The organism is Roseibium sp. RKSG952 (genome assembly GCF_009711355.1).
In genome coordinates this window covers 99,099-125,283 of the sequence record NZ_SMMF01000951.1, presented here as the reverse complement: position 1 = coordinate 125,283, position 26,185 = coordinate 99,099, and the positions used below count along the sequence as shown (strand labels likewise).

General features: G+C 56.3%; 30 protein-coding genes. 20 read left to right on the top strand and 10 right to left on the bottom strand.

What is annotated here, in order from left to right:
* Positions 1–52 precede the first annotated feature (52 nt).
* From hutI to E1297_RS34005, 8 genes are all read left to right on the top strand, one after another.
* A complete protein-coding gene (hutI, locus tag E1297_RS34040) occupies positions 53–1,258 on the top strand; it encodes an imidazolonepropionase (RefSeq protein WP_155145984.1) in 1,206 nt (401 codons plus the stop codon).
* On the top strand, positions 1,258–2,793 hold the full coding sequence (gene hutH, locus E1297_RS34035) for a histidine ammonia-lyase (RefSeq protein ID WP_155145982.1): 1,536 nt from the start codon (positions 1,258–1,260) through the stop codon (positions 2,791–2,793). Before hutI ends, hutH begins: the two co-directional genes overlap by 1 nt.
* On the top strand, positions 2,793–3,611 hold the full coding sequence (hutG, locus tag E1297_RS34030) for an N-formylglutamate deformylase (RefSeq protein ID WP_155146012.1): 819 nt from the start codon (positions 2,793–2,795) through the stop codon (positions 3,609–3,611). The genes hutH and hutG overlap by 1 nt, the downstream gene beginning before the upstream one ends.
* Positions 3,608–5,290 (top strand): urocanate hydratase, encoded by a 1,683-nt coding sequence (gene hutU, locus E1297_RS34025; RefSeq protein ID WP_155145980.1) that lies wholly within the window; start codon positions 3,608–3,610, stop codon positions 5,288–5,290. The genes hutG and hutU overlap by 4 nt, the downstream gene beginning before the upstream one ends.
* A gap of 68 nt (positions 5,291–5,358) precedes the next feature.
* Positions 5,359–6,237 carry a phosphoserine phosphatase SerB gene (gene serB / locus E1297_RS34020; protein ID WP_155145978.1) on the top strand — a complete coding sequence of 293 codons (879 nt, stop codon included), beginning with the start codon at positions 5,359–5,361 and terminating at the stop codon, positions 6,235–6,237.
* Positions 6,238–6,284: 47 nt separating this feature from the next.
* Complete coding sequence (locus E1297_RS34015; protein WP_155145976.1) at positions 6,285–6,614, top strand: helix-turn-helix transcriptional regulator; 330 nt, start codon at positions 6,285–6,287, stop codon at positions 6,612–6,614.
* Positions 6,602–7,030 (top strand): SRPBCC domain-containing protein, encoded by a 429-nt coding sequence (locus E1297_RS34010; protein WP_155145974.1) that lies wholly within the window; start codon positions 6,602–6,604, stop codon positions 7,028–7,030. The genes E1297_RS34015 and E1297_RS34010 overlap by 13 nt, the downstream gene beginning before the upstream one ends.
* 23 nt (positions 7,031–7,053) lie before the next feature.
* Positions 7,054–7,374, top strand: a complete 321-nt coding sequence (locus E1297_RS34005) for a YciI family protein (protein WP_155145972.1) — start codon at positions 7,054–7,056, stop codon at positions 7,372–7,374.
* 5 nt (positions 7,375–7,379) lie between these two features.
* On the opposite strand, the gene E1297_RS34000 is transcribed toward E1297_RS34005, so the two are convergent.
* A complete protein-coding gene (locus tag E1297_RS34000) occupies positions 7,380–8,378 on the bottom strand; it encodes an asparaginase (RefSeq protein ID WP_155145970.1) in 999 nt (332 codons plus the stop codon).
* A gap of 180 nt (positions 8,379–8,558) precedes the next feature.
* Here E1297_RS34000 and E1297_RS33995 point away from each other — a divergent pair, with 180 nt between their 5' ends.
* The 5 genes from E1297_RS33995 (at position 8,559) to E1297_RS33980 (ending at position 12,041) form a co-directional block, all read left to right on the top strand.
* A complete protein-coding gene (locus E1297_RS33995) occupies positions 8,559–9,092 on the top strand; it encodes an invasion associated locus B family protein (protein WP_155145968.1) in 534 nt (177 codons plus the stop codon).
* Positions 9,093–9,265: 173 nt separating this feature from the next.
* Positions 9,266–9,433, top strand: coding sequence for a hypothetical protein (locus tag E1297_RS49280; RefSeq protein WP_196223469.1), 168 nt, complete (start codon positions 9,266–9,268; stop codon positions 9,431–9,433).
* A 109-nt stretch (positions 9,434–9,542) separates the two neighbouring features.
* On the top strand, positions 9,543–9,920 hold the full coding sequence (locus tag E1297_RS33990; protein WP_155145966.1) for a lysozyme inhibitor LprI family protein: 378 nt from the start codon (positions 9,543–9,545) through the stop codon (positions 9,918–9,920).
* A gap of 78 nt (positions 9,921–9,998) precedes the next feature.
* Entirely contained in the window at positions 9,999–11,186 is a 1,188-nt protein-coding gene (gene rlmN / locus E1297_RS33985; protein WP_155145964.1) for a 23S rRNA (adenine(2503)-C(2))-methyltransferase RlmN, read from the top strand.
* Between the two features lie 297 nt (positions 11,187–11,483).
* Positions 11,484–12,041: a cytochrome P460 family protein gene (locus E1297_RS33980; RefSeq protein ID WP_209016170.1), complete on the top strand. Its 558-nt coding sequence runs from the start codon at positions 11,484–11,486 to the stop codon at positions 12,039–12,041.
* Between the two features lie 5 nt (positions 12,042–12,046).
* Here E1297_RS33980 and E1297_RS33975 read toward each other — a convergent pair whose 3' ends face one another.
* The 3 genes from E1297_RS33975 to E1297_RS33965 form a co-directional block, all read right to left on the bottom strand.
* Positions 12,047–13,705 carry a U32 family peptidase gene (locus E1297_RS33975; RefSeq protein WP_155145954.1) on the bottom strand — a complete coding sequence of 553 codons (1,659 nt, stop codon included), beginning with the start codon at positions 13,703–13,705 and terminating at the stop codon, positions 12,047–12,049.
* A gap of 84 nt (positions 13,706–13,789) precedes the next feature.
* Complete coding sequence (locus tag E1297_RS33970) at positions 13,790–14,134, bottom strand: hypothetical protein (protein WP_155145952.1); 345 nt, start codon at positions 14,132–14,134, stop codon at positions 13,790–13,792.
* Complete coding sequence (locus E1297_RS33965; protein ID WP_155145950.1) at positions 14,131–15,063, bottom strand: DnaJ C-terminal domain-containing protein; 933 nt, start codon at positions 15,061–15,063, stop codon at positions 14,131–14,133. Before E1297_RS33965 ends, E1297_RS33970 begins: the two co-directional genes overlap by 4 nt.
* Positions 15,064–15,223: 160 nt before the next feature.
* Here E1297_RS33965 and E1297_RS33960 point away from each other — a divergent pair, with 160 nt between their 5' ends.
* The gene (locus E1297_RS33960; protein ID WP_155145948.1) at positions 15,224–15,607 is read left to right on the top strand and encodes a hypothetical protein; all 384 of its coding nucleotides are present in this window, start codon (positions 15,224–15,226) and stop codon (positions 15,605–15,607) included.
* On the opposite strand, the gene E1297_RS33955 is transcribed toward E1297_RS33960, so the two are convergent.
* Complete coding sequence (locus tag E1297_RS33955; RefSeq protein WP_155145946.1) at positions 15,608–16,711, bottom strand: cystathionine gamma-lyase; 1,104 nt, start codon at positions 16,709–16,711, stop codon at positions 15,608–15,610.
* Between the two features lie 3 nt (positions 16,712–16,714).
* Positions 16,715–17,557 (bottom strand): TIGR00730 family Rossman fold protein, encoded by an 843-nt coding sequence (locus E1297_RS33950; protein ID WP_155145944.1) that lies wholly within the window; start codon positions 17,555–17,557, stop codon positions 16,715–16,717.
* 78 nt (positions 17,558–17,635) lie between these two features.
* Between E1297_RS33950 and E1297_RS33945 the strand changes: the two genes are divergently transcribed.
* From E1297_RS33945 to dapD, 3 genes are all read left to right on the top strand, one after another.
* Entirely contained in the window at positions 17,636–18,553 is a 918-nt protein-coding gene (locus tag E1297_RS33945; protein ID WP_155145942.1) for a threonine/serine dehydratase, read from the top strand.
* A gap of 45 nt (positions 18,554–18,598) precedes the next feature.
* Entirely contained in the window at positions 18,599–19,198 is a 600-nt protein-coding gene (locus tag E1297_RS33940; RefSeq protein ID WP_155145940.1) for a GntR family transcriptional regulator, read from the top strand.
* A 119-nt stretch (positions 19,199–19,317) separates the two neighbouring features.
* A complete protein-coding gene (dapD, locus tag E1297_RS33935) occupies positions 19,318–20,145 on the top strand; it encodes a 2,3,4,5-tetrahydropyridine-2,6-dicarboxylate N-succinyltransferase (RefSeq protein WP_155145938.1) in 828 nt (275 codons plus the stop codon).
* A gap of 98 nt (positions 20,146–20,243) precedes the next feature.
* Here dapD and E1297_RS33930 read toward each other — a convergent pair whose 3' ends face one another.
* Entirely contained in the window at positions 20,244–20,627 is a 384-nt protein-coding gene (locus tag E1297_RS33930) for a hypothetical protein (RefSeq protein WP_196223468.1), read from the bottom strand.
* A 636-nt stretch (positions 20,628–21,263) separates the two neighbouring features.
* On the opposite strand from E1297_RS33930, the gene E1297_RS33925 reads away from it, so the two are divergent.
* The 3 genes from E1297_RS33925 (at position 21,264) to E1297_RS33915 (ending at position 24,090) form a co-directional block, all read left to right on the top strand.
* A complete protein-coding gene (locus tag E1297_RS33925) occupies positions 21,264–21,539 on the top strand; it encodes a hypothetical protein (protein ID WP_155145934.1) in 276 nt (91 codons plus the stop codon).
* Positions 21,540–21,549: 10 nt separating this feature from the next.
* Positions 21,550–22,086: a phage holin family protein gene (locus tag E1297_RS33920; protein ID WP_155145932.1), complete on the top strand. Its 537-nt coding sequence runs from the start codon at positions 21,550–21,552 to the stop codon at positions 22,084–22,086.
* A 150-nt stretch (positions 22,087–22,236) separates the two neighbouring features.
* On the top strand, positions 22,237–24,090 hold the full coding sequence (locus E1297_RS33915) for a hypothetical protein (RefSeq protein ID WP_155145930.1): 1,854 nt from the start codon (positions 22,237–22,239) through the stop codon (positions 24,088–24,090).
* Positions 24,091–24,137: 47 nt separating this feature from the next.
* Here E1297_RS33915 and E1297_RS33910 read toward each other — a convergent pair whose 3' ends face one another.
* From E1297_RS33910 to E1297_RS33900, 3 genes are read right to left on the bottom strand one after another with little or no spacing between them, the layout of a single operon-like run.
* Positions 24,138–24,671 (bottom strand): DUF1007 family protein, encoded by a 534-nt coding sequence (locus tag E1297_RS33910; RefSeq protein WP_155145929.1) that lies wholly within the window; start codon positions 24,669–24,671, stop codon positions 24,138–24,140.
* A complete protein-coding gene (locus tag E1297_RS33905; RefSeq protein WP_155145927.1) occupies positions 24,668–25,786 on the bottom strand; it encodes a DUF3500 domain-containing protein in 1,119 nt (372 codons plus the stop codon). The genes E1297_RS33910 and E1297_RS33905 overlap by 4 nt, the downstream gene beginning before the upstream one ends.
* Complete coding sequence (locus E1297_RS33900; RefSeq protein WP_155145925.1) at positions 25,783–26,139, bottom strand: hypothetical protein; 357 nt, start codon at positions 26,137–26,139, stop codon at positions 25,783–25,785. The genes E1297_RS33905 and E1297_RS33900 overlap by 4 nt, the downstream gene beginning before the upstream one ends.
* Positions 26,140–26,185 lie beyond the last annotated feature (46 nt).

Sequence of the window (26,185 nt, the reverse complement as noted above, 5' to 3'; positions counted from 1 at the left end):
TTTTACCCGTATACGAAAAATCCTGACGCAGGGGGAGCCCAAAAGATTCGCCATGACAAAAAAAGTTGTATTTCGCGCCGACCGCATCGCGACGATGGTCGAAGGTGATGCGCCATATGGTCTAATCGAGAACGCTGCGATTGCCTTGGACGCTGGAACTATTGAGTGGGTAGGTAAGCAGCGGGATCTGCCGGCCAGGTTTGCGGATTGGGAAGTTGACGACTTTGGAGGCCGCCTGATCACGCCGGCGCTAATTGATGCGCACACGCATGTGGTCTTTGGCGGCAATCGCGCAGCCGAGTTTGAGATGCGCCTGAACGGCGCCACGTATGAAGAGGTGGCCCGGGCAGGGGGCGGTATTATCTCGACTGTGAGTGCGACGCGTGAGGCCAGCGAGAATGAGTTGCTAGACAGCGCGCTGCCGCGTGTGGATGCGTTACTTGCCGAAGGCGTCAGCTGTATTGAAGTCAAGTCAGGCTATGGCCTCGATGTAGAGGCTGAATTGCGCATGTTGCGGGCAGCACGTCGTATTCAGCAGCATCGCCCGGTTCGGATCAAAACCAGTTTTCTGGGCGCACACGCGGTGCCGCCTGAGTTCAAAGACCGCGCGGATGAATATATCGATGAAATCTGCATTCCGACTCTGCGCGCAGCTCATGCAGAGGGGCTGGTTGATGCGGTTGACGGGTTTTGTGAGGGCATCGCCTTTGACACCGCTCAAATCGCACGTGTCTTTGATGTGGCCAGGGAACTGGGTTTGCCAGTCAAGCTACATGCGGAGCAGTTGTCCAATCTGGGCGGGGCAAAATTAGCGGCATCATACGGCGCGCTTTCTGCCGATCATATCGAGTATCTCGATGCCGAGGGCGTAGCGGCATTGTCTAACGCGGGAACAATCGCGGTTCTGCTGCCTGGAGCTTTCTATACTCTGCACGAAACCCAGATACCCCCGGTGGAATTGTTGCGTGAGCAGAATGTACCTATTGCGCTGGCAACGGATTGTAATCCCGGATCATCGCCGCTGACATCATTGCTGCTGACGATGAACATGGGATGTACCCTGTTCCGTTTGACACCCGAGGAAGCGCTTGCTGGTGCAACCAGAAACGCCGCCAAGGCGCTGGGGCTGAACGACACGGGTGTGGCAGCCGCAGGGATGCGCGCAGATCTGGCAGTCTGGGACGTCGCCCATCCCGCCGAGCTTTCATATCGCATCGGCTTTAACCCCCTGCACAAACGCATTTTCGGAGGCATTTAATGAGGTCCATCTCTCTTGTTCCGGGTCAGGTTTCTCTGACGCAACTGGAGGATATCTATAGGAACGAAGCGGCAATCACGCTGGATGTATCATGCCGTCCTAAGGTTGATATGGCCGCGGCACGTATCGCACAGGCTGCCTCAGGTGCTGATCCGGTTTATGGCGTGAACACGGGATTTGGTAAGCTGGCCAGTCACAAGATTGCAGCCGAAGATACCTCAACCCTCCAGCGAAATCTCATTCTCAGCCATTGCTGCGGCGTTGGTGAGGCCGTTCCTCGCCGATTGGCGCGCCTGATGATGTCACTCAAGTTGCTATCCTTTGGTCGCGGTGCATCAGGCGTTCGGTGGGAGTTGGTTGAGCTTTTACAGAACATGTTGGCACGCGGCGTGACGCCGGTGATCCCTGCGCAAGGATCTGTTGGCGCATCAGGGGATCTGGCACCACTGGCGCATATGACGGCTGTTGTTATCGGCGAGGGCGAAGCCGAAGTGAATGGAGCCATCCTTTCCGGTGCTGAAGCGCTGAAAACTGCTGGATTAGAGCCTATTCAACTGGGCCCGAAAGAAGGCCTGGCCTTCATCAATGGAACGCAATTTTCCACGGCTTACGCCCTGGCAGGCTTGTTTGACGCTTGGCAGGCAGCACAAAATGCTTTGGTGGTTTCTGCGGCATCAACAGATGCAATCATGGGTTCAACGGCACCTTTGCAGCCCGAGATACATGCTTTGCGTGGTCATCGCGGCCAGATCGAGGCTGCAGGCGCGATGCGCGCAACACTGGAGGGGTCTGAAATCCGAGAAAGCCATAGGGACGGGGACACGCGCGTTCAGGACCCCTATTGCATTCGCTGCCAGCCTCAGGTCACCGGAGCCGCGATGGATGTGATCCGGCAGGCAGCGGAGACTCTGGTGATCGAGGCAAACGCCGCAACCGACAATCCTTTGGTCCTGACAGACCCGGATGCCATTGTATCGGGCGGTAACTTCCATGCTGAACCAGTGGGCTTTGCCGCTGACATGATCGCGCTCGCCCTGTCCGAGATCGGTGCCATCGCTCAGCGGCGTATCGCATTGATGGTCGACCCGGCGCTCAGCTTTGATCTTCCACCGTTCCTGACGCCCGAGCCCGGATTGAACTCAGGTCTGATGATTGCCGAGGTGACAACCGCGGCCTTGATGAGTGAGAACAAGCATCTGGCCAACCCCTGTGTCACTGACAGCACACCGACATCCGCCAATCAGGAAGATCACGTGTCCATGGCAGCCCACGGTGCGCGGCGTTTGGTGCGGATGACGAACAACCTGAACTATATTCTTGGCATCGAGCTTCTTTGTGCTGCCCAAGGGGTCGAGTTCCGCGCGCCACTGACAACCAGCGCACCACTGCAACGTGTCATTGCACGTCTCCGCAAAGATGTTCCGTCATTGAAAGATGACCGATATCTCGCGCCCGAACTGGAAACCGCCAAGCAACTAGTCGCCGAGGGCGCAATTCTCAAAGCGGTCGATGTCCAGATGCCGGAGCTCTCATGATGCAGGTATTCAGCATTGATCGCGGAGATGGTCCGATTGTTCTGGGTCAACCGCACGGCGGCACACATGTACCTGAACCGGTCGCAGAACGCCTAAACGACAACGGGCGTGGGCTGGCGGATACCGATTGGCATATAAACAGGCTCTATAAAGGGCTATTGGGCGATGCGACGGTCGTACAATCACATATCCACCGTTATGTTATCGACGCCAACCGGGACCCCTCAGGTGTTACCCTGTACCCTGGGCAGAACACGACAACATTGGTGCCCTTGACGGATTTCGACGGAAAGCCGATCTGGGTTGATGGGCAGGAACCTTCCACGGACGAAGTCGAAGATCGGCGTCAGAAATACCATGCACCCTATCACGCAGCGCTTGAGCAGGAGCTTGCGCGGGTGCGGGCCAAACATGGTGTTGCGATCCTGTTCGATTGCCATTCGATCCGCTCTCTGATTCCGTTTCTGTTTGACGGAGAGCTGCCAGTATTCAACACCGGGACCAACAACGGTGCGACCTGCGACGCTGCTGTCGAACATGCGGTACATGAGACTGCGGCGAAAGCAACCGGGTTCACATCGGTGCTGAATGGTCGGTTCAAGGGTGGATGGACGACCCGCAATTATGGCCGCCCCGATGAGGGGTTCCACGCGATTCAGATGGAATTGTCGCAGCGTGCCTACATGACTGAGGCCGCGCCATGGAATTATCGCGACGACCGCGCCGACACCCTCCGCCCACACCTGAAAAACATGCTTGAACGCCTTCGCGACCTCGCCCTGTCGGGCGCATTGACCGAAAAAGGAGCCCTGAAATGAGCGACCCGCGCAAGAACACCCGCGATATCTACCCGCCCACCGGAACCGAGCTGAATGCCAAAAGCTGGATGACCGAGGCGCCCTTGCGGATGATGATGAACAACCTGCACCCGGATGTGGCCGAGAACCCCCATGAGCTGGTCGTCTATGGCGGTATCGGGCGTGCGGCGCGAACGTGGAAGGATTTCGACACTATTGTTGCCGGTTTGAAGGATCTGGAAGAGGACGAGACCCTTATCGTTCAGTCCGGGAAACCCGTCGCAATTGTTCGCACGCACAAGGATGCGCCACGTGTTCTGATCGCAAACTCGAACCTCGTGCCCCACTGGGCAACCTGGGATCACTTCAACGAACTCGATAAGAAGGGTCTGATGATGTACGGCCAGATGACGGCCGGTTCGTGGATCTATATTGGCACTCAAGGCATCGTTCAGGGTACCTATGAGACCTTTGCCGAGGCCGGACGTCAGCACTATGGCGGCGATCTGACCGGCAAATGGATTCTGACCGGAGGACTGGGCGGTATGGGCGGTGCGCAACCGCTGGCGGCCGTGTTTGCCGGGGCCTGTTGTCTGGCCGTTGAGTGCAACCCGGACAGCATCGATTTCCGTCTGCGTACAAAGTACCTCGACGAAAAGGCGGAAACGCTGGATGAGGCGCTTGAGATGATCGATCGCTGGACCAAAGCAGGCGAAGCGAAGTCGGTCGGCCTGTTGGGCAACGCGGCAGAGGTATTCCCCGAGATATACCGCCGGATGGCAGCCGGTGGCATGCGTCCGGATATCGTCACGGATCAGACCAGTGCGCATGACCCGATCAACGGCTATCTTCCGTTGGGTTGGACCATGGGAGAGTGGCGCGAAAAGCGTGAAACAGACCCTAAAGCGGTGGAAAAGGCCGCTCGTGCCTCGATGAAACAGCATGTCGCCGCGATGGTGGATTTCTGGAATGCGGGAGTGCCTACGCTGGATTACGGCAACAACATCCGGCAGGTGGCGCAGGATGAGGGACTTGAGAACGCCTTTGCCTTCCCCGGCTTCGTGCCCGCCTACATCCGTCCCTTGTTCTGCAAGGGCATCGGCCCGTTCCGCTGGTGCGCCCTGTCCGGTGATCCTGAAGACATCTACAAGACCGACGCCAAGATGAAGGAGCTGTTCCCCGAGAACGAGCACCTGCACCGCTGGATCGACATGGCACAGGAGCGGATCGCGTTTCAAGGCCTGCCCGCCCGCATCTGCTGGATCGGGCTTGGTGACCGTCACCGCGCAGGTTTGGCCTTCAACGAAATGGTCGCGAATGGCGAGTTGAAAGCCCCGGTTGTGATTGGTCGCGACCACTTGGACTCGGGCTCGGTTGCCAGCCCCAATCGCGAGACCGAGGCGATGCTGGACGGCTCGGACGCCGTGAGCGATTGGCCTCTGTTGAATGCCTTGATCAACACGGCGAGTGGTGCAACTTGGGTCTCCCTGCACCATGGCGGTGGTGTTGGAATGGGCTTTAGCCAACACGCAGGCGTTGTAATCTGTGCCGATGGAACCGAGGATGCCGCGCGGCGACTGGAGCGGGTTCTTTGGAACGATCCGGCCTCGGGTGTCTGGCGCCATGCGGATGCCGGGTATGACATCGCCAAGGATTGCGCGCGTGATCATGGGCTTCGTCTCCCTAGTATTTTGGGCTAGTTCGAAACTGTCTCTGGCGAAAATGCTGCACCTGCGATATGCGCAGGTGAGCTTGCCGGAGATCGAACATGTACGTTGCCACCCTGTTGACTAACCCCAACGCGCCGACGCTGGAGTTGTCGCTGGTCGAGTCATTGCGGAATGCATGGGGTGGCGGCGAGATCGTTTGGCTGAGCCCGGACGAAGCAGTGGAATTTTCACTGGCCGAGATGCCGGGCAATAGATGGGATGTCTGGGCGGATCTGCAGCAGATGAGCGTGGATCTGGTTGTCCAATTGGCCGAGGGGCGTCGCAAAAAGATGCTGCTGGCCGATATGGACAGCACCATGATTCAGCAGGAATGCATTGATGAACTGGCCGATGAGGCTGGTGTTGGCGACCGCGTCAAAGACATCACTGCCCGCGCGATGAATGGCGAGCTGGATTTCGAAGGCGCGCTGATCGAGCGGGTTGGCTTGCTTGGCGGCCTGGACGAGAGCGTTATCGACAAAGTGTTGAACGAACGGATCACCCTGATGCCCGGTGGCAAGGAACTGGTCGCCACAATGCGCAAGGCCGATGGCTATGCCGCGCTGGTTTCGGGTGGCTTTACCGCGTTCACGGCTCGGGTGGCAGAGTTGCTGGGGTTCGATGAAAACCGGGCAAATACCCTACTGGCTGAAAACGGCAGGCTGAACGGTGATGTTCAGCGCCCAATTTTGGGCCGGCAGGCCAAGATCGAAGCGTTGGAGCAGATCACAGAACGGCTGGGAATTTCTGAATCGGATGTGATTGCCGTGGGTGACGGGGCAAATGATCTGGGCATGTTGGGCCGTGCTGGCACAGGCGTGGCTTTGCACGCGAAACCTTCGGTGGCCGAGCAATGCGATGTGCGGATCAATCACGGTGACCTGACAGCACTGCTTTATCTTCAAGGCTATGCCCGAACCGAGTTTGCTGGCATCTGATCGGTTCGCGCCTTTCCTTAATTTAACATTTGTGTTAATAAGTGGTCATGAACACTCTTCTGGCCGCTTTTTCGGCATTATCCGATTCGACCCGCTTTTCGATTGTCGAGCAACTGATGGAGCAGGGTGAACTGCCCGCAGGCGACCTGATCGAAGGCAAGGGCATGTCCGGCGCTGCCATTTCGCGCCACCTAAAGGTATTGCGTGAGGCTGGCCTGATTCAGCAACAGGTCCGGGGTACGCAAAGAATATACTCGATACAGCCAGAAGGCCTGCGCGCGATTGCCGAATGGACCATTTCGAAACGCCAGTTCTGGGAGGCGAGCCTCGACCGGCTGGGTGACATTCTGGAAAAGGAGAATTCATGGCCGACCTGAGACTGGAGCGGGAATTCTCCGCCAGCCCCGAGACGCTCTTTTCATGGATCAGCGACGGGGCAAAGTTGTTGCAGTGGTGGGGGCCGGAAGGGCTCCATGTCCCCGAACACGATCTGGACTTTTCGCGACTAGGGCCTTGGTACTCGGTCATGGTGAATGATGAGGGTCAGCGATACAAAGTATCCGGTCACGTCACTCACATCGATCCACCCAAATCCGTTGGCTTTACATGGGCCTGGCATGACGATCAGGACCAGCGGGGGGCTGAAAGTCACGTGACATTCTCGGTCGAAGCGATCCCGGGCGGCGCGCGCCTGATCCTGGACCATCGTGAACTCGCCGACCAGGAAGCCGCTGCCAATCATGAGATGGGCTGGACCTCGTCACTGCGCAAATTGCAGGGACATCTTTCATAAGCTTTTCATTGGGAGGACTGACTATGCCACAATTTCTGTTTGTTTATCACGGTGGAACTACACCAACAGATCCCGCCGAAGTAGAAGCGACCATGGCTGCATGGGGCGCATGGTTCCAAGGTATGGGAGAGGCACTGGAGATACCCGGCAATCCTGTTGGGCAATCCTATACAGTCAGTTCGTCGGGTGTCGCCGATAATGGCGGCGCAAATCCGGCCTCGGGCTTTACGGTTATAAAAGCCGACAGCATCGACGCCGCAACCGAAATGGCCAAGGGCTGCCCGATGGTGGTCAACGGGTCAGGCTCGGTCGAAGTTGCCGAGGTCCACGAGATCGAGATGTGACGCCCTTAACCGGGAAAGCCCGGCGCCGGTCGGATCACACCGCATTCCAGTCCCCGACGGCTGTATTGCGTAGCATTCAGGAACTTGCGGGTGGCCGGGTGATCGGCCTCCAGCACGCCGAGGCTTACCAATAGGGCGGCAATGGCGCATTCGCTGGCGCGCGTGGTCCCGTCGGTGACCTTGAGTGCTATGCCCATTCGTTTTTCGGGGATGATGGCAACAAAGACGGCCTCGGCTCCGGTCTTAATTGCAACCCGACCGTCCATGGCCCGCATCAGTTCGGTGCATGCGCGGGTTTCACCCGCGACCAGCTCTGGATGCTTCATCATGGCTGCGGTCAGTTGTTGGGCCGCGTCACTGGCCCGATCCGAGCGATCAGCAGCTGAGGCGAACCAGGCCATGGAACGTGCCAGCCCAACAAGCGATGTCGCAAAGTTTGGGGCAGAGCAGCCATCAATTCCGTAGCAAGGGCTGGTTTCACCTGTAGTTTCTTCAATAGCGGACAGGCAGGCCTGCTGAACCGGATGATCGATTTCCAGATATTCCGGTCCTGCCCCCATGTGCTGTGCGACCGTCAGAAACCCGCAGTGCTTGCCCGAGCAATTGTTGTGGATCTGGCAAGGCGTGTCATCCGCCAGAATCAAACCGTCGCGAGCGGCCATGTCCTGCGGTTCTTGTGGGCCGCAGCGCAGATCAGGCTCAGACAGACCAAGGTGATCCAGCCACGCGGTAACCCGATCAGTATGAATGTGCGCGCCGCTATGAGAGGCACAGGCAAGCGCCAGATGTTCGGAAGTCAAACCGAACTTGGCTGCGGCACCTGAGCTGATCAGTGGCAAAGCCTGTATCATCTTTGCAGAAGAGCGGGGGTAAATGACGGCCTCAGGGTCCCCCCAGCTTTGGACGATCTGGCCAGTGTCATCACAGATCACTGCGTGCCCAAGATGCAGGCTCTCGAGCAGAGGTCCACGCCACAGTTCTGTCATTGGTATGGGCTGCGTCATCTGGACCTCCGATTTTATGCGCAAAATTCTGCCAATCGCCCTTTCGCCTGTGGCGAAACCTGCGTTAGTGTGTGTATGTCGGCAATCATCGGGATGCGCAATGTTCATAGACGAACCAGGCAGGGTTCGCGGGCATCCTTGATGACTATGAGGTATGGGTCGAGCTAGGAGGCTGGACAAATGGGATCAAAGCTCGTCCGCGTGATCGCGGGCCTGTGCGTGGCAGGGATGGCCACTTCTGCAATCGCTCAACAGGCGACAAGCACCAACCGGGTTGCGGCAAAGACCGACTGGAGCGTCTTTGTCGAAGATGATCCCACCGAATGCTGGAGCGTATCTGCGCCGAAGGAAACCGTGAACACGCGCGGTGGCCGAGTTGTTTCGGTGCGTCGCAGCGATATCCTGCTGTTCGTCTTTTATCGCCCGAATGCTGAGGTCAAAGGTCAGATCACCTTTACTGGAGGTTACCCGTTTGCTTCAGGCTCGACGGTAAACCTTGCGGTTGACGGCAATGAGTTCGAGTTGTTCACCGAAGGCGAATGGGCGTGGCCTGCAACGGCAGCCGACGACGCCAAGATCGTGACCGCAATGAAGCGGGGCAGCGAGGCGGTTCTGACTGCACGATCCGAGCGTGGCACGCAAACGAAAGATACATTCTCGCTGCTGGGCTTTACGGCAGCGATCGAAGATGCCGAAAAGCGCTGCACAAATTAATCAGCTATCAGTTCATGATGTGACCCCGCCTGCCGGCGGGGTTTTTTGTTTTCTGCGACAAAAAGAAAAGCAATCCTGTTTACGCAACGTCCAGCCATCGACTTGATCCGTATCAAGGCTTTCCTCTGCTGCATTTGAACTAATCAGTTCAGGTGTAATTAGGAGCCAAACTCATGCTACACAAATCTCTTGTCGCGCTGCTGATGATCTCTGCCGCAGTTCTGAGCGCGTGCGAAAACACCAGTGACACTTATCCGGTGTCTGGCGAACAATGTGGACCGGAAGACCCGGTTAAAAAGCTGGATGCCGCAGACTGTTACATTCCCCCTGCAGTCAACTGATAACCTGGTCGCGGTTGGGTTAAGCCACCGCGACCAAACTATTTGGGCCTGCCTTTGTTACCGTGTTAAGTTGGCGGTGTTTGTTCTTTTGCGTTCCGGAGGTGGGTTCATGCGTTGGTTACTGGCGTTTTTCTTCATTCCATTCACCGTGATGGCAGATCCGGCATTGGAGTGTTCCGATGCCAGTTCTCAGGTCGAGATCGGGTCCTGTGTCGCTAAGATGGAAGATCGAGTGAATGTAGCGATCGAAACCAGCTACTCCTTCGCTGTCGAAGCAGCAAAAGAGTTGGATGATGTGACTGGGCGGGTCGAGGCTGTGCCCGCGCTGGAGGCATCGCAAAGTGCGTGGGTGGCCTTTCGGGATGCGCAATGTGATGCGGTGGGTGCATCGTACGGAGGCGGCTCTGGTACCGGGATTGCCATAACCTCGTGTCGTGTCGACCTGGGCCGGGCGCGTGTGGATGAGTTGCTGCGCTTTGCAAATTGATTTGCACGATTTCTTTTGATCTTGGCGTACATTCCTATATAGAGGCGCATCCCAAGCCAGAATCCTTCAGGTCTCGCCATGTCTGCCAACGCGCCGATCACTCAAGATGTCATGACAATCCCCCGCAAATTGCCGGAGGGAAAGATCAACCTCGTCGGGCTGACGCGTGATCAATTGCGTGAGACCCTTATCGAACATGGCACGCCGGAAAAGCAGGCCAAGATGCGTACGGGTCAGATCTGGCAGTGGATCTATCAGTGGGGCGTGCGGGACTTCGCCGACATGACCAATCTGGCCAAAGCCTATCGTGCGCAGTTGGCTGAGCATTTCGTCATTGAAATTCCCGAGGTTGTGACGCGTCAGGTGTCCGAGGATGGCACTCGCAAATATCTTTGCCGGATTGCAGGCGGCCATGAGGTCGAAGTGGTGTATATCCCCGAAGAAGACCGCGGGACTTTGTGTATCTCGTCTCAGGTAGGCTGCACACTGACCTGTTCCTTCTGTCACACAGGTACCCAGAAGCTGGTGCGCAATCTGACGGCTGCTGAAATCGTTGGTCAGGTGATGATGGCCCGCGACGATCTTGAGGAATGGCCGACCCCTGGCGCGCCCAAAGACGAAACGCGCCTGTTGTCGAACATTGTCCTGATGGGCATGGGCGAGCCGCTCTATAACTTCGACAACGTCCGCGATGCGATGAAGATTGCCATGGATCCCGAAGGGATTTCCCTGTCACGCCGTCGTATCACCCTGTCGACTTCGGGCGTGGTGCCAGAAATCGCACGCACTGCCGAAGAAATCGGATGTCTGCTTGCGATCTCTTTCCACGCGACCACGGATGAAACGCGCGATGTGCTGGTGCCGATCAACAAGCGCTGGAACATCGAAGAACTGTTGGCAGCTCTGTCCAGCTATCCGAACGCATCTAATTCGGAACGGATCACCTTTGAATACGTCATGCTGGATGGTGTGAATGACAGTGACGAGGATGCACATCGCCTTATCGATCACATCAAGCGCCATAACATCCCGGCCAAGATCAACCTGATCCCGTTCAACGAATGGCCTGGTGCACCGTATAAACGTAGCTCGAACAACCGTATTCGGGCCTTCGCTAACATCATCTATCAGGCAGGATATGCCTCACCCATTCGCAAAACCCGAGGCGAAGATATCATGGCAGCCTGCGGTCAGTTGAAATCGGCCACTGAACGCGCCCGGAAATCTCGCAAGCAGATTGAAGCCGAGGCCGGGTTGAATAGCTAAGGCACTCGTTCAGCCAGCGGTAGCGAGGCTAATCTTAATATTTCAGAGCCTGATTTTGCATTCAAATTCTGGTATATTTAACCCGTTCTGACCAAGGATGGATCGCTTTCACCTTTGCGCACAAGGTGGTGAGGTGACTGGGGTGGTCATGGCAAGTTATTTTAGGGCCGCTATCATTTGTACAAGAGCTGGCAGGCGGCATTAAGGCGAACTGTTCATACAGGTAGGCCAAAAATGATTGTAATCAGTAAGAAAGTAATAAGAAACGCGGCGATGTTGCTTTGTTTCGCGGTCTTAATGACCGGTGCCGCAATGGCGAATGATGAGGATGCACATCTTGCCATCGAAAACCCCGCAGATTTAAGCAAAGAGGACGCAGAGGCGTATTATCGATCGCTGACCAAGCGGATGGAGCGCGGCTATGCCGCTGCACAGCTGGACATCCTTCTCAACTACCAGAACTGGCCGTTGTTCAATGATGCCCCATATATCTCGGCCACTCATGGGCAGCGGTATGTGAACAGCTATGCCAATCGCATGGCCCACAATTACGGTACGCTGCAGGAAGGTGAAGAGCTGCCGATGGGATCGGTTCTTGCAAAAGACAGCATGACCGTGACCGATGAGGGCAACGTCCACCCAGGCGCGCTGTTCGTGATGGAGAAGCTGCACAAAGGGGCCAGCCCTGCAACCGCCGACTGGCGCTATATCATGGTGATGCCGGACGGGTCACTGTTTGGCGACACGATGGGAGACCGCTCCGCCGCTGTTTCCTATTGTCACGAATGCCATGAGGCCGTTGCCGACCGTGATTACACGTTTTTTGTGCCCGAAGAGTATCGCGTCGGTAACTGACCGCCTCAGTTTACATTGTCCGGGAGCTTCAACGCTGTCGCCTCGCTGCGGCTGAGTTGCTCACCTTGTTTACGCTTGGACAACACTTCGCGGGCCAGAGCGTATTTTTCGTCCTGCCAGAAGATCAGGCAGCCATTACAGCCTTTACCGCAGCATCCCTCGGTGCCGATCCGGTTGGTCTTGAACCGGCGCTCGTTACCGTCCTCACCGATTTTTTCAACCAGTTCGTCGCGGCGGCGGGCATAGGCTGTTGCATTGTCGCGACCTGATGTTTCCAGCCCCTGCACCAGTTTGTCGAACCGTATTCGGCTCCAATGTTCATCGGTCAGGGCACGTTCTTTGCGCAGAACGGAATAGATCGGGAACCGGGCGCGCAAGTCATCGATATTTTCATGATCGAAAAGGGTGAAAGGCATGCGGATTACGGTTTTCGTGCTGCCATGCACAACATCCAGACGTGCACCGTCGGAGGCGCGTTCGAAATCGTAGACCCGCAGCAGAACCGTTTCGCGCGAGATCGGCGAGACGAAATCCAGAACGTCACCCGGTTCCAGCTTGTTCTTTACCTCGACCAGAAATGCATCCTCGGTGACCTCAGTGACGATCCCGGCATACTCCCACTGCGCGATGGATGCCGTGTGTTCGTAATCGTGCGCATAGTTAGTCAGACGGCCCTCATGAAAAGCCAGCGTGTAGCCGCGGTTCCCGACGGTTTCGAGCTCGCGCATATAGGGTTTTGGATCCCAGTTATCGGGGTCCGCATTATAGTCATCAATGGCCATACGATAGGCACGTGCAACGATGGCGGCGTAGTATTCCGATTTTCCGCGCCCTTCGACCTTTAGGCTGTCGACGCCGATCTTCAGATACTCATCCAGTTTGGGCATGATGCACAGATCGCGCGAGTTTAGGATGTACGAGCCACGATCATCCTCTTCGATGGGCATCAGATCACCCGGGCGGCAGCCTTCTTCCAGCAGGAACTCGAACAGGTCGGCGTTTTCTTCGGTGATGCGGAGTTCCTGATGCGTGCCGTCCTTGAGGCGTAACTTCAGGCCATAGTTCCAGCGGCAGGAATTGGCACAGTTGCCTTGGTTCGCGCCGCGCTCGGCCATGAAATTCGACAGCAGGCAACGGCCCGAATAGGTCATGCACATGGCACCGTGGACGAATGCCTCTAATTTGATGTCAGGGCATTTCTCTCGAATTTCGACCAGTTCGGGGTAGGACACTTCGCGTGCCAGAACCACAAGCTCGGCCCCCTGATCCTGCCAGAACTTCACCGACAGCCAGGAACAGATGTTGGCTTGGGTCGAGATATGCAGTGGCAGTTCTGGCGCGCGCTCACGCACATATTGGAACACGCCGGGGTCGGCGATGATCAGCCCGTCGGGTTTCACCTTGCGCACGGTGTCAATGTACTCATCCAGCTTCGGGATGTCCTTGTTGTGCGAAAACAGGTTCAGCGTCAGATAGGCGCGACGACCGTGCTGATGACAGAACTCGACCCCTTCGATCACCTCTTCCAGCGAGAACTCGGATTTCGTGCGCAGCGACATGTCAGGTGTGCCGAGATAAACCGCATCCGCCCCATAAAGAATGGCGAGTTTCAATTTTCGCAGATTGCCCGCAGGCATCAGCAATTCGGATCTGGATTGGGTCATGGGCGCACCGGGCTCTGGATCGATGGGGCCTTCTAAGGCAGTTTCATCGAGTCCAGAAGAGCAAACCCGCCATGCATCGACAGCTTAGCTGCGACTGAACCGCGCTGTTCCGATCACCTTGATCAGCGTTTCACGAACTGGTTCAGGCTGCGCCTCGACCGCGTTCAACACCTCTCGCAGTTCTGCCCGCAGGCAGTGCATCTGATCAATCAGAGAGATCATCATCGACAGGGCATCCGCCTCCATGTCGTATTGTTCGTGCAACTCGCAGGCCAGTTCCAGTCGGGCAACGTCCAATGTCTGATAGACCAAGCCTTGTTCGGACTGCTGTGGGATCACGATCTCGGCAGCAAGATATTCAGACAACCGATCCGAGGTCAGGCGGGTAATCGTCGTGATAAGCTCGTCTTCTGTCAGGTAGCGGGTCATGACGGCATTCCTTTGCGCGGATCATAGCTGTGGGTTTCGCGCCATGTCTCCATGAATTGCTTCAATTCATCGTCGATTTTGTCCGGCATCGTGATTGTGAGCTCAATCAGTTGATCCCCACGATCGGACGATCCCCGTTTTTTGACACCCTTGCCGCGCAGGCGAAGGGTCTTGCCGCTGCTGGTACCGGCAGGAACACTGACATTCACGCCACCGTCAATTGTGGGCGCAGGAACTTTGCCACCCAGAACAGCCTCATCAATCGTGATAGGCAGGGAAATGTGAATGTCGTCGCCTTTGCGTTCAAAAACCGGATGTTCGGCGACCGAGATTGTGACCAACGCATCACCGGGTGGCCCTTCACCATATCCCGGTGCGCCCTTGCCGCGCAGGCGAATGGTCTGGCCATCGGTGATCCCGGCAGGGATTTTCACCTCGATCCGATCACCATCTGGCAATGTCAGCTTTTGGCTGGCGCCGAAAACCGCGTCCAGAAAACTGATCTGGAGGGAATAATTGAGATTGTGGCCCGGGGCATGAAATTCGTGCGTGCGCTGCTGGCCGAAACCGCCTTGGCCTCGGTTACGCATAAACTCGGCAAATATGTCGGACATGTCGTCCGGATCGCCATAAGTCGCGCCCGAGCGATATGGGTTGCCCGCCGCCTCGGAGTATTCACGATAGTAGTGTTGCTGCGGGCGCTCCTGACCTGAGGCGTCGATCTCGCCATTGTCGTAGCGGGCGCGGGTTTCAGGATCCTTGAGCAAATCATAGGCGGCCGCTGCCGCTTTGAATTTTGCTTCGGCCTCGGCGTCACCGGGTTTGAGGTCCGGATGGCACTCTTTTGCAATGCGCCGATAGGCTTTCTTGATTTCGGCGTCGCTGGCGTTTTTGGATACACCAAGCACCGAATATGGATCGTCGCTCATCTCACTCTCGCGGGTCGGGGGCAGGTCTGATCTAGATGAATGTGTTCTATCATGCGATTTCAACAGGTCAAAATGAAGAGGCGATTGAATTACCTCGTAAAATTTCGCAATCCTGCTAACATCTGCATGTTTCGAGATGATAACTGACGGAGATCCAAGGATGTCGCGCAGAATTAAGTCCGCTCTGGCCCTGTTGGCCGGGAATGCTGTTGGCCTGTTGCTGGCGATGCTGTTGCTGTCCGGTTTTTCGATCCGGCCCCTGTCGTTCATCGTGGTAGTGCTTGTCTTTACCGTTGTTCAGGTCATTGCAGAGCCACTGATCCTGAAGCTGGGAGAGAAGAAAGCACCAGCGATCAAAGGTGGTATTGCCCTGATCGTGACGTTCGTGGGTCTGCTGGTGACGGATTGGATTACCGCCGGTCTGACGGTTGGTGGCATCTCGAATCTGCTGGCCGCCACCTTGCTAGTCTGGCTTGGGGCGTTGATCGCCAGCGTGGTGCTGCCGATCTACGTTTTCAAAGAACTGCGTGAGCCGAAAAAGTAACTAGGCCAGGGCATCAAGGCTGGTCTTCATGGCCTGCCACAGTTCCTCAACCGGTTCGCAGCCAACCGACAAACGGACGAAGGCGGGGTCAACTTCATCGCCCCAACGCGCGCGACGTTCCGCTGAGCTGTGGACACCGCCAAAGGATGTGGCGGGGCGAAGCAGTGTACAGGAATTGATGAACTGCTCGGCCTTTGCTTCGTTTTCGAGTGTCAGGCTCAGCAGAAATCCAAAGCGTGAGGTTTGCGATTTCGCAAGCGCGTGTGAGGGATCATCCTGCAGTCCCGGGTAGCGGATTTGTTTTACTTCGGCATGTGCGGCAAGCCGTTCAGCCAGCACCTGAGCCGAAGAACACATGCGATCGAACCGTACATCCAGCGTTTCCAGTCCGCGGTGCAACAACCAAGCCTCGTGCGGGCCCGGGATCGCACCGGAAACGCGTCGCCATTCCTCGACCCGTTCCATGATCTGGGTGTTTCGACTGGCCACGTGCCCCATTAACAGATCGGAATGCCCGCCCATGGCTTTGGTGTCCGAGGCGACCACGACATCGATACCCAGATCCAGTGGGCGCTGGCCGAGCGGGGTCATGGTCGTGTTATCGGCGATGGTGATCCCGCTGGCAGCGCGAACCTCAGCCGCAACTGTTGCAAGATCAATCATATCGAGACCTGGGTTTGAGGGACTTTCTACAAAGACCACATCAAACCCTTCGAAACCGTCGGTGCTGAATTCGGTGGTTGCGCGTTCCTCGATCGAAACACCCAACCGTGACAAAAACCTATCCGCCAGCAAGCGGGTTACATAATAACCGTCTGAGGGGATCAGAATGCGCGAACCGGCTGTGACGGTGGCAAGCAGCGCCGCCGAAATCGCACCCATTCCGGACGGGAAAGTCAGGCAGGGTGCGTCTTCCAGATGGGACAGTACGTGTTCCAGATGCACCCATGTCGGGTTATCAACCCGCCCGTAAGTCGCATGTCCATCTGGCGCTCCGGGCAGGTGAAACATGCTGCTTTGCGTTAGCGGCAGGGCAACAGGTTCACCTTTGTCCAGTGCATTGCCGCGCAGGTGGAGCATCTCGCCGGTTTTGGGTGTCTTCATGGCTTAACGTCCCGGAATGACATCGCGTGGCGGGGCTGGTTCCCAGTTTTCGATAATGTCGACGGCCTCTTGTGCAGTATCAACAAAACGGAACAGGTCGAGATCTTCGTCCGAGATCGTGCCAGCGTCTGCCAGTGCTTCCCAGTTGATTACCTTTTCCCAGAATTCGCGCCCGAACAGCAGGAACGGTACGCGCTCCATGCGACCGGTCTGGATCAGGGTCAGGGATTCAAAAAGCTCATCCATGGTGCCGAAACCACCGGGGAAAATGGTGATGGCGCGCGCGCGCATCAGGAAATGCATCTTGCGGATCGCGAAATAGTGGAAGTTGAAGCTTAGTTCCGGGGTGACATATTCATTCGGCGCCTGTTCATGCGGCAGAACGATATTCAACCCGATCGAACAGCCACCGGCATCCTGTGCACCACGGTTGCCTGCCTCCATAACGCCAGGGCCACCGCCGGTGACAATCACGTTCTCACGGCATCCGCTTTCATTGGATTTTTCGGTCATCAGCCGGGCGAATTCGCGCGCTTCGTCATAATACGTGGAAAGGCCTGCCAGCGTTTCAGTGCGAGCGGTGTGCTTTTGAGAAGGCTCGGGAATGCGGGCACCACCAAACATGACGATAGTCGAGGTGATTTCGCGCTCGCTCATGATCATTTCGGGTTTCAGCAATTCCAGCTGCAGGCGTACCGGGCGCAACTCGTCCCGGCACAGAAAATCATCATCAGCAAAGGCAAGGCGATAGGCAGACGAGCGGGTTTGCGGCGTGTCCGGTACTTCGCTTGCGGTCGAGCGGTCGGTCTGAGCGTCGCGGAAGGGGCTGAGGCGGTCTTCTCTCATTGCTGGGGATCCCTGCTTGCGTGTTTTTAAAACAGCTATAGGGTTCGCGGGCAGAGTGCCAGTCACGGAAAGACGAGAATGGATTGGAAAGCGGAAATTTTGGCGGCGGCTGATCGCATCAATGGTCATGCGCAGATCACGCCGGTTATGCAAAGTCATTCATTGGGTCTGGATTACCCGATTGAAATGAAGCTGGAGCACATGCAGCACACCGGCAGCTTTAAGGCGCGCGGAGCGTTCAACACATTGTTGAGCCTTGATGTGCCTGCAGCAGGTGTTGTGGCCGCATCCGGCGGCAACCATGGAGCTGCCGCAGCTTATGCCGCGCGGGCGCTTGGCCATCCTGCGAAGATTTTTGTGCCCGAACTGGCGGGGCCTTCAAAGATCGGGTTGATCGAAAGGATCGGTGCAGACCTGAGCGTTGTTTCCGGTGAATATGCCAACGCCCTGACCATGGCGCGCGCGCATGAAGAGACAAGCGGGGCGATGCAGATTCATGCCTATGATGCACTTGCGACTGTGGCAGGGCAGGGCACCTGTTTTGCCGAGTGGGAGGCACAAGGCCTTCAGGCGGACACAGTGCTGGTCGCTGTCGGTGGCGGCGGGTTGATTGCGGGGGCTTTGGCTTGGTTTCAGGGCGCACGCAAGATTGTGGCCGTTGAACCGGAAACCTCCTGTGCCCTGAATTCGGCATTGCAAGCCGGTGAGCCCATTGATGTCTCGGTTTCGGGGATCGCGGCGAACGCTTTGGGCGCTCGGCGGATTGGTCAGATTTGTTTTGAACTGGCGCAGGGGATGACATCTGTACTGGTATCGGACGAGGCCATTGCTGAGGCGCAGGATAAGTTGTGGCAGGCGCATCGCATACTTGTCGAACCTGCCGGAGCGACCGCTCTGGCTGCGCTGACATCCGGCGCTTACCAGCCGGAACCGGGCGAACGGGTCGCCGTACTGATCTGTGGCGGCAACATTGCCCCGGATCCGTTAAGTGCCTGAATTATCGCCTTGAGGGTCGCGTCGTGGGATTTTATCTATAATCCCATGACTGCGACCATCGCCGATTCCATCTTTGATACTCTGAGCCAACGCATAGTGACCGGCGACCTGCCAGCAGGAGAAAAGCTGCGGCAAGACCATATTGCACGTGCTTTCGAGACCAGCCATGTCCCGGTGCGCGAGGCCCTGTTGCGGCTTGAGGCGCGAGGACTGGCCCGCAGCGAACCGCGGCGCGGGATGCGGGTCACGGCCTTGGATCCTGCAGAGGTTCGCGAAGTCATCGAGATGCGTGTCGCGCTTGAAACCCTGGCACTGCAGCATTCGATCCAGAATTTGACGCCGTCAGCGCTTAAGCTGGCGGACGACGCCCGCGTCGCGTGTGACGAAGCGCAGGATATGCCGACGTGGGAGACCAGGAACCGGATTTTTCACCGGGCCATTTTGACACCCTGTGCCAGGCCGCGTCTTTTGCACACGATTGATGATCTGCATATCGCCAGCGCCCGGCATCTGTTTGCACACTGGCGCCAACGATGGGCACAGCGTGCAGATGCGGATCATGCAGCCATCGTGCAGGCAATGAAGCGTCGCGATGCGGCCACCGCGACCGCGATTTTGGTTCGCCATATCCGTCGCGCAAGCTGATTTTCCCCTTTTGCTCTCAGGATCAGCCGCAAAGCGGTCAATCTGCGTCGCATTGTGCCTTGGTTCCGGCTCTCATATAGGCCAAACCAACGTGAACAGATTCTGCAGGGAGTAGCCCCATGTCCAACGCGCAACTGGAAACAGCAATCGAAGCCGCCTGGGAGGCACGGGATACCATCACGCCCGCAACCACCGGTGAGCAGCGCGAAGCCATCGAAGATACGCTGAACGTACTGGACAGCGGCTCGCTGCGCGTGGCGGAAAAGCTGGAAAGCGGAGACTGGCATGTAAACCAGTGGGCCAAGAAGGCGGTTCTGCTGGGCTTCCGCATCAAGGACATGGAAATCCAGACCGGTGGTCCGCAAGACGGCGGCTGGTGGGACAAGGTGGACAGCAAGTTCGCCGGATGGGGTGAAAACCAGTGGCGCGCCGCAGGCTTCCGCGCGGTTCCGAACTGTGTGGTCCGCAAATCGGCCTACGTAGCCCCCGGCGTCGTTCTGATGCCGTCTTTCGTAAACCTAGGTGCCTATGTCGACGAAGGCACCATGGTCGACACGTGGGCCACCGTTGGTTCGTGCGCCCAGATCGGCAAAAATGTACACCTGTCCGGCGGCGTCGGTATCGGCGGTGTTCTTGAACCGATGCAGGCTGGTCCGACCATCATCGAAGACAATTGCTTTATCGGTGCCCGGTCAGAGGTGGTCGAAGGCTGCATCGTCCGCGAGGGCTCGGTTCTGGGCATGGGCGTCTTCATCGGCAAGTCCACCAAGATCGTCGATCGTGAAACCGGTGAGGTCATGTATGGTGAAGTACCGCCCTATTCGGTGGTTGTTGCGGGCTCGATGCCGTCCAAGAACAACGTCAGCCTGTATTGCGCGGTTATCGTGAAGCGCGTTGATGAAAAGACCCGTTCCAAGACCGGTATCAACGAATTGCTGCGGGACTGATCAAAGTACAAGCCAAGTAATCTAAGATAGGCCGCTGCGATAACCGCAGCGGCCTTCTCAATTTCAGAACTACAGCAAATCGTCAGATGTCGTCGCGGTCATTTTTGCTGCCTGCAAAACCCGGGCAGCAACTCGCGACCAATGTCATTCAACATTTGATCTATTTCCGGAGAGACCAGAAATCTGGAGAATGCTTCCTGCAGGATTTCGTTGATGTCGCTGGAATCTTGATCGTTGTCATAAAACAGTTTCGCGAGACTTATGGCATTCAGTGACACAGATGTTGTGCCGAAGGAAGGGCTCGGTAGTCTGGTTTCAATAAGTGAGCCAACCCTTTGGTTTATACGTTTCTCCGAAAAGACCACGTTGACCACAGCATCTTTTCCCCAATATTTTTCCAGCCAGGATTTGGAAACCATATGATCCACATTGTGCGTGGGTAGCGGGTGATCAAAATCCTCTGACTCCTTGATGACGTCCAACATAGCTTTCCGGTAAAGTGAATAAGATGCACGAACCCAAAGCTGAGAGTAGAACAAGCTGCCATTGTTAGATGGGATTCGGACTTTTCCGGTTAGATATCTGGTGCTGTTCTCAAATCTTCGGCCAACTTTGACTGACACGAGCTCCGGCTGCGTCGAGCGCCAGTTTTCAAGATGCGCCCAACTCTTGAATGCAATTGGTGGTCTGTATCCGTCTTCCAAGAGTGTCAGAAAGTCCAACTCAGTGCTTTTCAACGCAAAAGGAAGCTGATCGGCGTCGTATATTCGTTGCAAGCTGTTCGGCCCTTTCCACTTGTTTGTCCAGTTGGCGTTTTCTACCGGACTTGACGGATAACGCAGTAGAGGACGACCGTTATAAAACTGTTCACGCCGCCCCTTGGCGAGATCTCCTGAGATAATTTACGTCGTGTGGAATTTGGTAAATCTGCAAACGCCAATATGCGCCAATGAGACCATTCCTTGGTCGATGTTCTGCTTAGCGCATCGTGGTGTTTCATACATTCGGACCAAAAGACCTCGGGGCTGAGAGGCTATCAATCGTATCAGGACCGTTTCCGGGAAATGTGCTACGAAAGGACAGATATTCACCTTTATCCAATTTCGGACGGACAAAATATGGCGACAAAAGCTGAGCTTCTAGAAGAGCTTGAAGACCTAAGGGCGAAACTGGCTGAGACCCGGAAAACCAAGTCTTCGCCCGGCGCAGAGACCGGTGAGCCACCCGATGATGACCCTCCAAACGGCGATGAACGAATGTCGCAGCTGGGCGATCTCGAAACACTCTGGCCTGAGATTTCGGAAGAACTGGAGAGGTTTCAACAACATTACCCACGCCTGACGATTGTCGGTGCATTCGCCGCCGGTTTCCTCCTTGGACGTACATCGAAGTGAAAGGGTCATCATGAGCTATTCTTTGCGCAAAGAAATCAGCCGTAGCACGCGCCGAATTGGTCGCAACGCCAACATTGCGTTTCGGGCTGAAAAGACAATCAGCCGAAGACGCTTTGCGGTACTCAGGATGCAGACGGGTATGCTTGCAGCTGCGGGGCTGCTTGCGGGGATCGGGATCATCATGCTTAACGTCGCCGTATTCTTTGTAATTGCCGAGCATGTCGGGAATGCAAATGCGGGGCTTATCCTTGCCGCTGGCGATTTCGTCATAGCGGTAATTCTGGTCATGGTCGCGATGCGTATGACCGCCGAGTCGGAACTGGAGCCTCTGGTAGAGGTACGGGATATAGCGATTGCCGACATAGAAGCCGATCTGGAAGAGGCCTTTGATGAATTAACGGATATCGCCGACGGCGTTCGCCAGATCATCCGCGATCCTCTGGGCGCGCTGATGGGAGGACTGGCAGGCCCGTTGTTGGCCGCTCTGTTCCGCTCGGTTAACTCAGACAACCAGAAGGACAAAGGCGAAAACGGATCGCAGGCTTGAATCTGGTCGGTTCGTGGACTCGAGCCATACCAGCGGTTAGCCGACCGCGCTGATCAATAATGGCTGCGAAACGAGATTTATAGAAACTTCGCCGCACTGTGGCCCAGATTGCCATCCAGATTTACCCAAAAAGCTGTCGGAGTGGTCTGTATGAAATGGTTGTGGGCGTTGTTCGGCGTCGGCGTTGTTCTGTCTGCAATTGTATTGTCCGAAGCGGGGCAGGGTCTTTTGATCGTGCTCATGCTCAGCATGGTTGGCATACCTTTGGCAGTGGCCCTGATGTATGTGCCGATTCCCACCGGGATTCTGGGGATTTACCTGCTCATCCGAACAGTGTTGCGTCATTTGCCGGGGTTCCGGCGGGCGCACGGGTTGGTTCTCTTTGGGCTAAGCGCGGCGCTGGTCGCTGGGGTGATGTATCTAGTTCCGATCTATCACAACCAACAAGTCGACAAAGCTCTTCCACTTGTGGTCGCCGAGGATGTGCCTTTGTCCGGGGCAAAGGCTCAGGGGTTGGTTGTTGGGCTGTATTCCAACGCCGACCGATGCGGTCAAACCTGTGCCGAGTTGCTGATGTCATCACCGGATATTCAGGTGGTGCTTGGCCGTTTTGAGCGGATCAAAGAGGGCGACCCCGCTACACCTCCTGCCGGTTCTGCCACCTGGGGGCTCGTTCCGGCAGGGATCGGTTTGTGCCCGTGGCCGCTAAATCAGGCCTCATCGGCCTTGCGTATCGCGATTGCCGAGGCTGAACTGGACGGTTACTGCTTTGCAGAAGTGCCTATGGCAGAACAGATTGACGTGGTGATCCAGGGCTATGATCTGCCTGGTGATGCTCCGGGCCAGGTCCGGGATGACAAACGTACCGAGCTGTTCCTGCGCAACGGAGACAATCTGAGGTTATCATACCGGACAACAACGGGATTTCGTAGTAAACTGTCCGTGCCGATGGTGTTCTTTTCGGAGGATGGCAATGGGCTTGATTTGGGCCTTTCGCTGGCTCCACCCAAAGAAATGGTTTCATTGGCCAGCCCCGTTCCCGACCTGTCGCGCGTGGCCCTCTATCAATCTGTTCTGCCCGGTGACATTGTTTTACCAAGTTTCGAGGCCTACGCTGAACTGAGCCGGGATCAGCGGGATGCACTGCGAAAGCGAGAAGCTGAGATGCGCAAGCGATTGGCCACTGCGCGTTATGATGCCGCCCTGACTGCCCTGGGATCAGGCGACACGATAGAAATCGCCAAAGGAATCAAGATTGCCAACAGCTATCTGCGCAAGCTGACCGGAGGTGGCGTCAACACATCGGATGTGCCCTTGTTTGTGGCACTGATGTCAGCGCCGGGGGACCCGCAGAGGACGGCGTATCATGTATTGGACGATGCACCACCCGAAGTGCTCATGCCCGTGGTCGATGCAATTCTGGACCGGTTGATCGCGGCAGGCGAAGGGCCGATGCCTGGAAAATCCAAACAACGATATGCTGAGATTCTACGCCTGGCTGAAGATCAGCCCGCCGAAGACATCGCTGCGCGCACCGATCGTCTCGACCAATTGGTCGCCACCCCTTTGGGACGCGAAATGGCCGGTGGCCTGATGGCGTCGCGCGGTATCATTGGGCCGGACCAGGCCGCGATCCTGTTTGATTTTCTTGACGCGCGTATAGCGGACGGAGATCCCGAAGACGGATTTCAAACTGTGTTCCACGGGTTGTGCCTGATGGGGCATCAGGGGGTGTCCTATCTGAACGATATGGCACAACGCGAAAGACACCTTGGCACGGTTAAACACAGCCCCTCGGTGCGAACTTCAGTTTACAATATGGTCCTGATGGGGATGGATGATGATGCGATCCGTCAGATATTGCGTTTCGATAATTATACCGACGCATCACGCCGCCAGTGGGCTGAAAGCATCCTCAGTAAACTCCGCGCCAAAGCGGAAAGCTCGCTTGACCGTCAGAAGGCGCGCGGTGTTGTGCCGCCTTGGCGGCATCTGTGCCTATAGGGTATTTCTGCTGCGAAACCGGTGTCTTACCTCTCTTCCAGTTGACATCATTTATCCGACAATTTGATCGTCATCGTCGATCCGTTCTCTGACCTTTCTATGCTTTGCTTGGGGAAAGCTTCGGACAAATTGACAAAGAAGAAAGGCTGGATGAACCAATTGTGTGACAGACCCTCATACCTGACCGAGAGGCCGATCACGTGCTTGGCGTTGTCGAGTTTCCGAAACCGGGTATTAGCCTGTACCTCAATAACTCCTTCGCCTGCAGCAACGAACTGAAAATCGGGGACCGTAACCAACCGGTTGTCGAATGTGGCTGTGGTTTCGTCGATGATAAGCTCTGTTGCGGCAAGCACCTCCTCTCCGAGCTGTGTGGCTTCGGTGGCCGAGACTTTTCCGTCGCCGTCCAGATCAATATGGGCGAAAATTACAGAGCCTTCATCATACGAGGGCACGATACGTATGTTGAGGACAGCTTGATCGAGACCGATGGAGAGCATGGCTTGCTGTTCGACTTTGCTGTGCGGGTGTGCCGAAAGTGGGCCCGCCAAAAGGAGCAGTGCTACTAGAAAACGCATCATTTTGCTCCGATCCAGGCTGCGCCATAATCGTTAGACGGGTTCCGGTACATGCTGTGCGCGTGCTCCTGCTCTGGTGATTCAGCCAGTGCGTCCTGCGGAGCATATTCGATCACCGTCGAAGGCGCGGTGATCCGATAGTAGGCGAACCCGGGCGCGTCCTGTGGCCCCCACCAACCGAAATATGTGTCGTCCAATTCGGCCATGACGGTCTGTATCTTGGCCGCGTTGTCGTTGTCATTGATGAAACCGAGGCGCGTTTGGATCAGCGAGATGAGAAGGTTTTTTTGCTCTGGGGAAAGGTCACTGCCTTTCACACCTTCTGGTGCAACAACGGTGCCATACTCGCCGGGACCGAGCAGCAAATTGATAGCCGCGTCTCCACGCACGGCATCGGCTTTTTGCAGGTCGGTCAGGCTCTCCAGCACGGCCTGAGCCGCGTCCACTTCATCCTGAATGATGAACACCCTCTTGCCTTCATAATCGATGTATAGTGGTTGGCCTCCGGTCAGCATGGGCGAGAAGGTCACGTCAGCCCCATAAACCGTAACGTTGATTCCCAGATGATGGCCGCCGAACTGGAACATCCATGGTTGCGTCTCAGAGGGCTCGCCAAGAAACGCGACGTAGAATTTATCGACACCGTATTCGCCGAAGGGGTCGTCCGTTGGAAACGTACGCTCTGCGGCGAGCTGATAGTCAATATTGCGAACACCGTCTTCGCTCATGAATTCTGCGATCAGAGCATCCATAAGAGCATATTGCTGCTCGGACAGTGTACCAATGCGCAGCCCGCCTCGTGGAATCATACCTTCGGGGAAGTTCGACCATTTTGAGCGTTGTTCATTGTCGGAGAATGCGTATGTGGCAGCATCCCGTTGGGTCGTGTCGAGCGAGCCAAGAAAGGCGTCCGCAGCCGAGACAATGGCCGAGGTCTTGGCATCCGGAGCACGGTCCTTGAAACTGTCGCGCAGGGGCAGCTCGACCGGGGCTGTATTCACTCCGAAGGCTACGCTCGTGATCAGGCGGGGATTGAGGAAAAAGCCTCCGACAACACCACCGAGGAGTACAGCCGCAGCCATACAGATGATGCCTGTGAAAATCAGGATACGTTTCATGAAGGCTCTCCTTGTTGGTCGACAAAGACAGAGATTGTTGTGTTCCGGTTCAGCGCCGTGGTGATGAAGCCTGAATTCGACGCAGAAACGCGGGCAAAATACTCTTTGCCTTCCGAGAGGTTGATATTGTCGCCGATAACAATCGCGCCGCGCTTGAGCTTGGGAAGCAGCACGTCCAGCACACCGTTGTAGAGGCCTTTCCAGCCGTCGAGGAATACCAGATCCACGTCAGGATCGACGTCTTGCAACGTTTCAAGAGTTTTGAAGACCTGCGCGTCATTCAGTGTGCAGGTCATTTGCGCGTTCGAGCGTGATATCCGCGCAGAGGTTTTCAGTTTGGCACGCTGGGCCATTTCGGTTCTCCGATTTACATCGACCGTCATATGGCCTTGCTGTTTT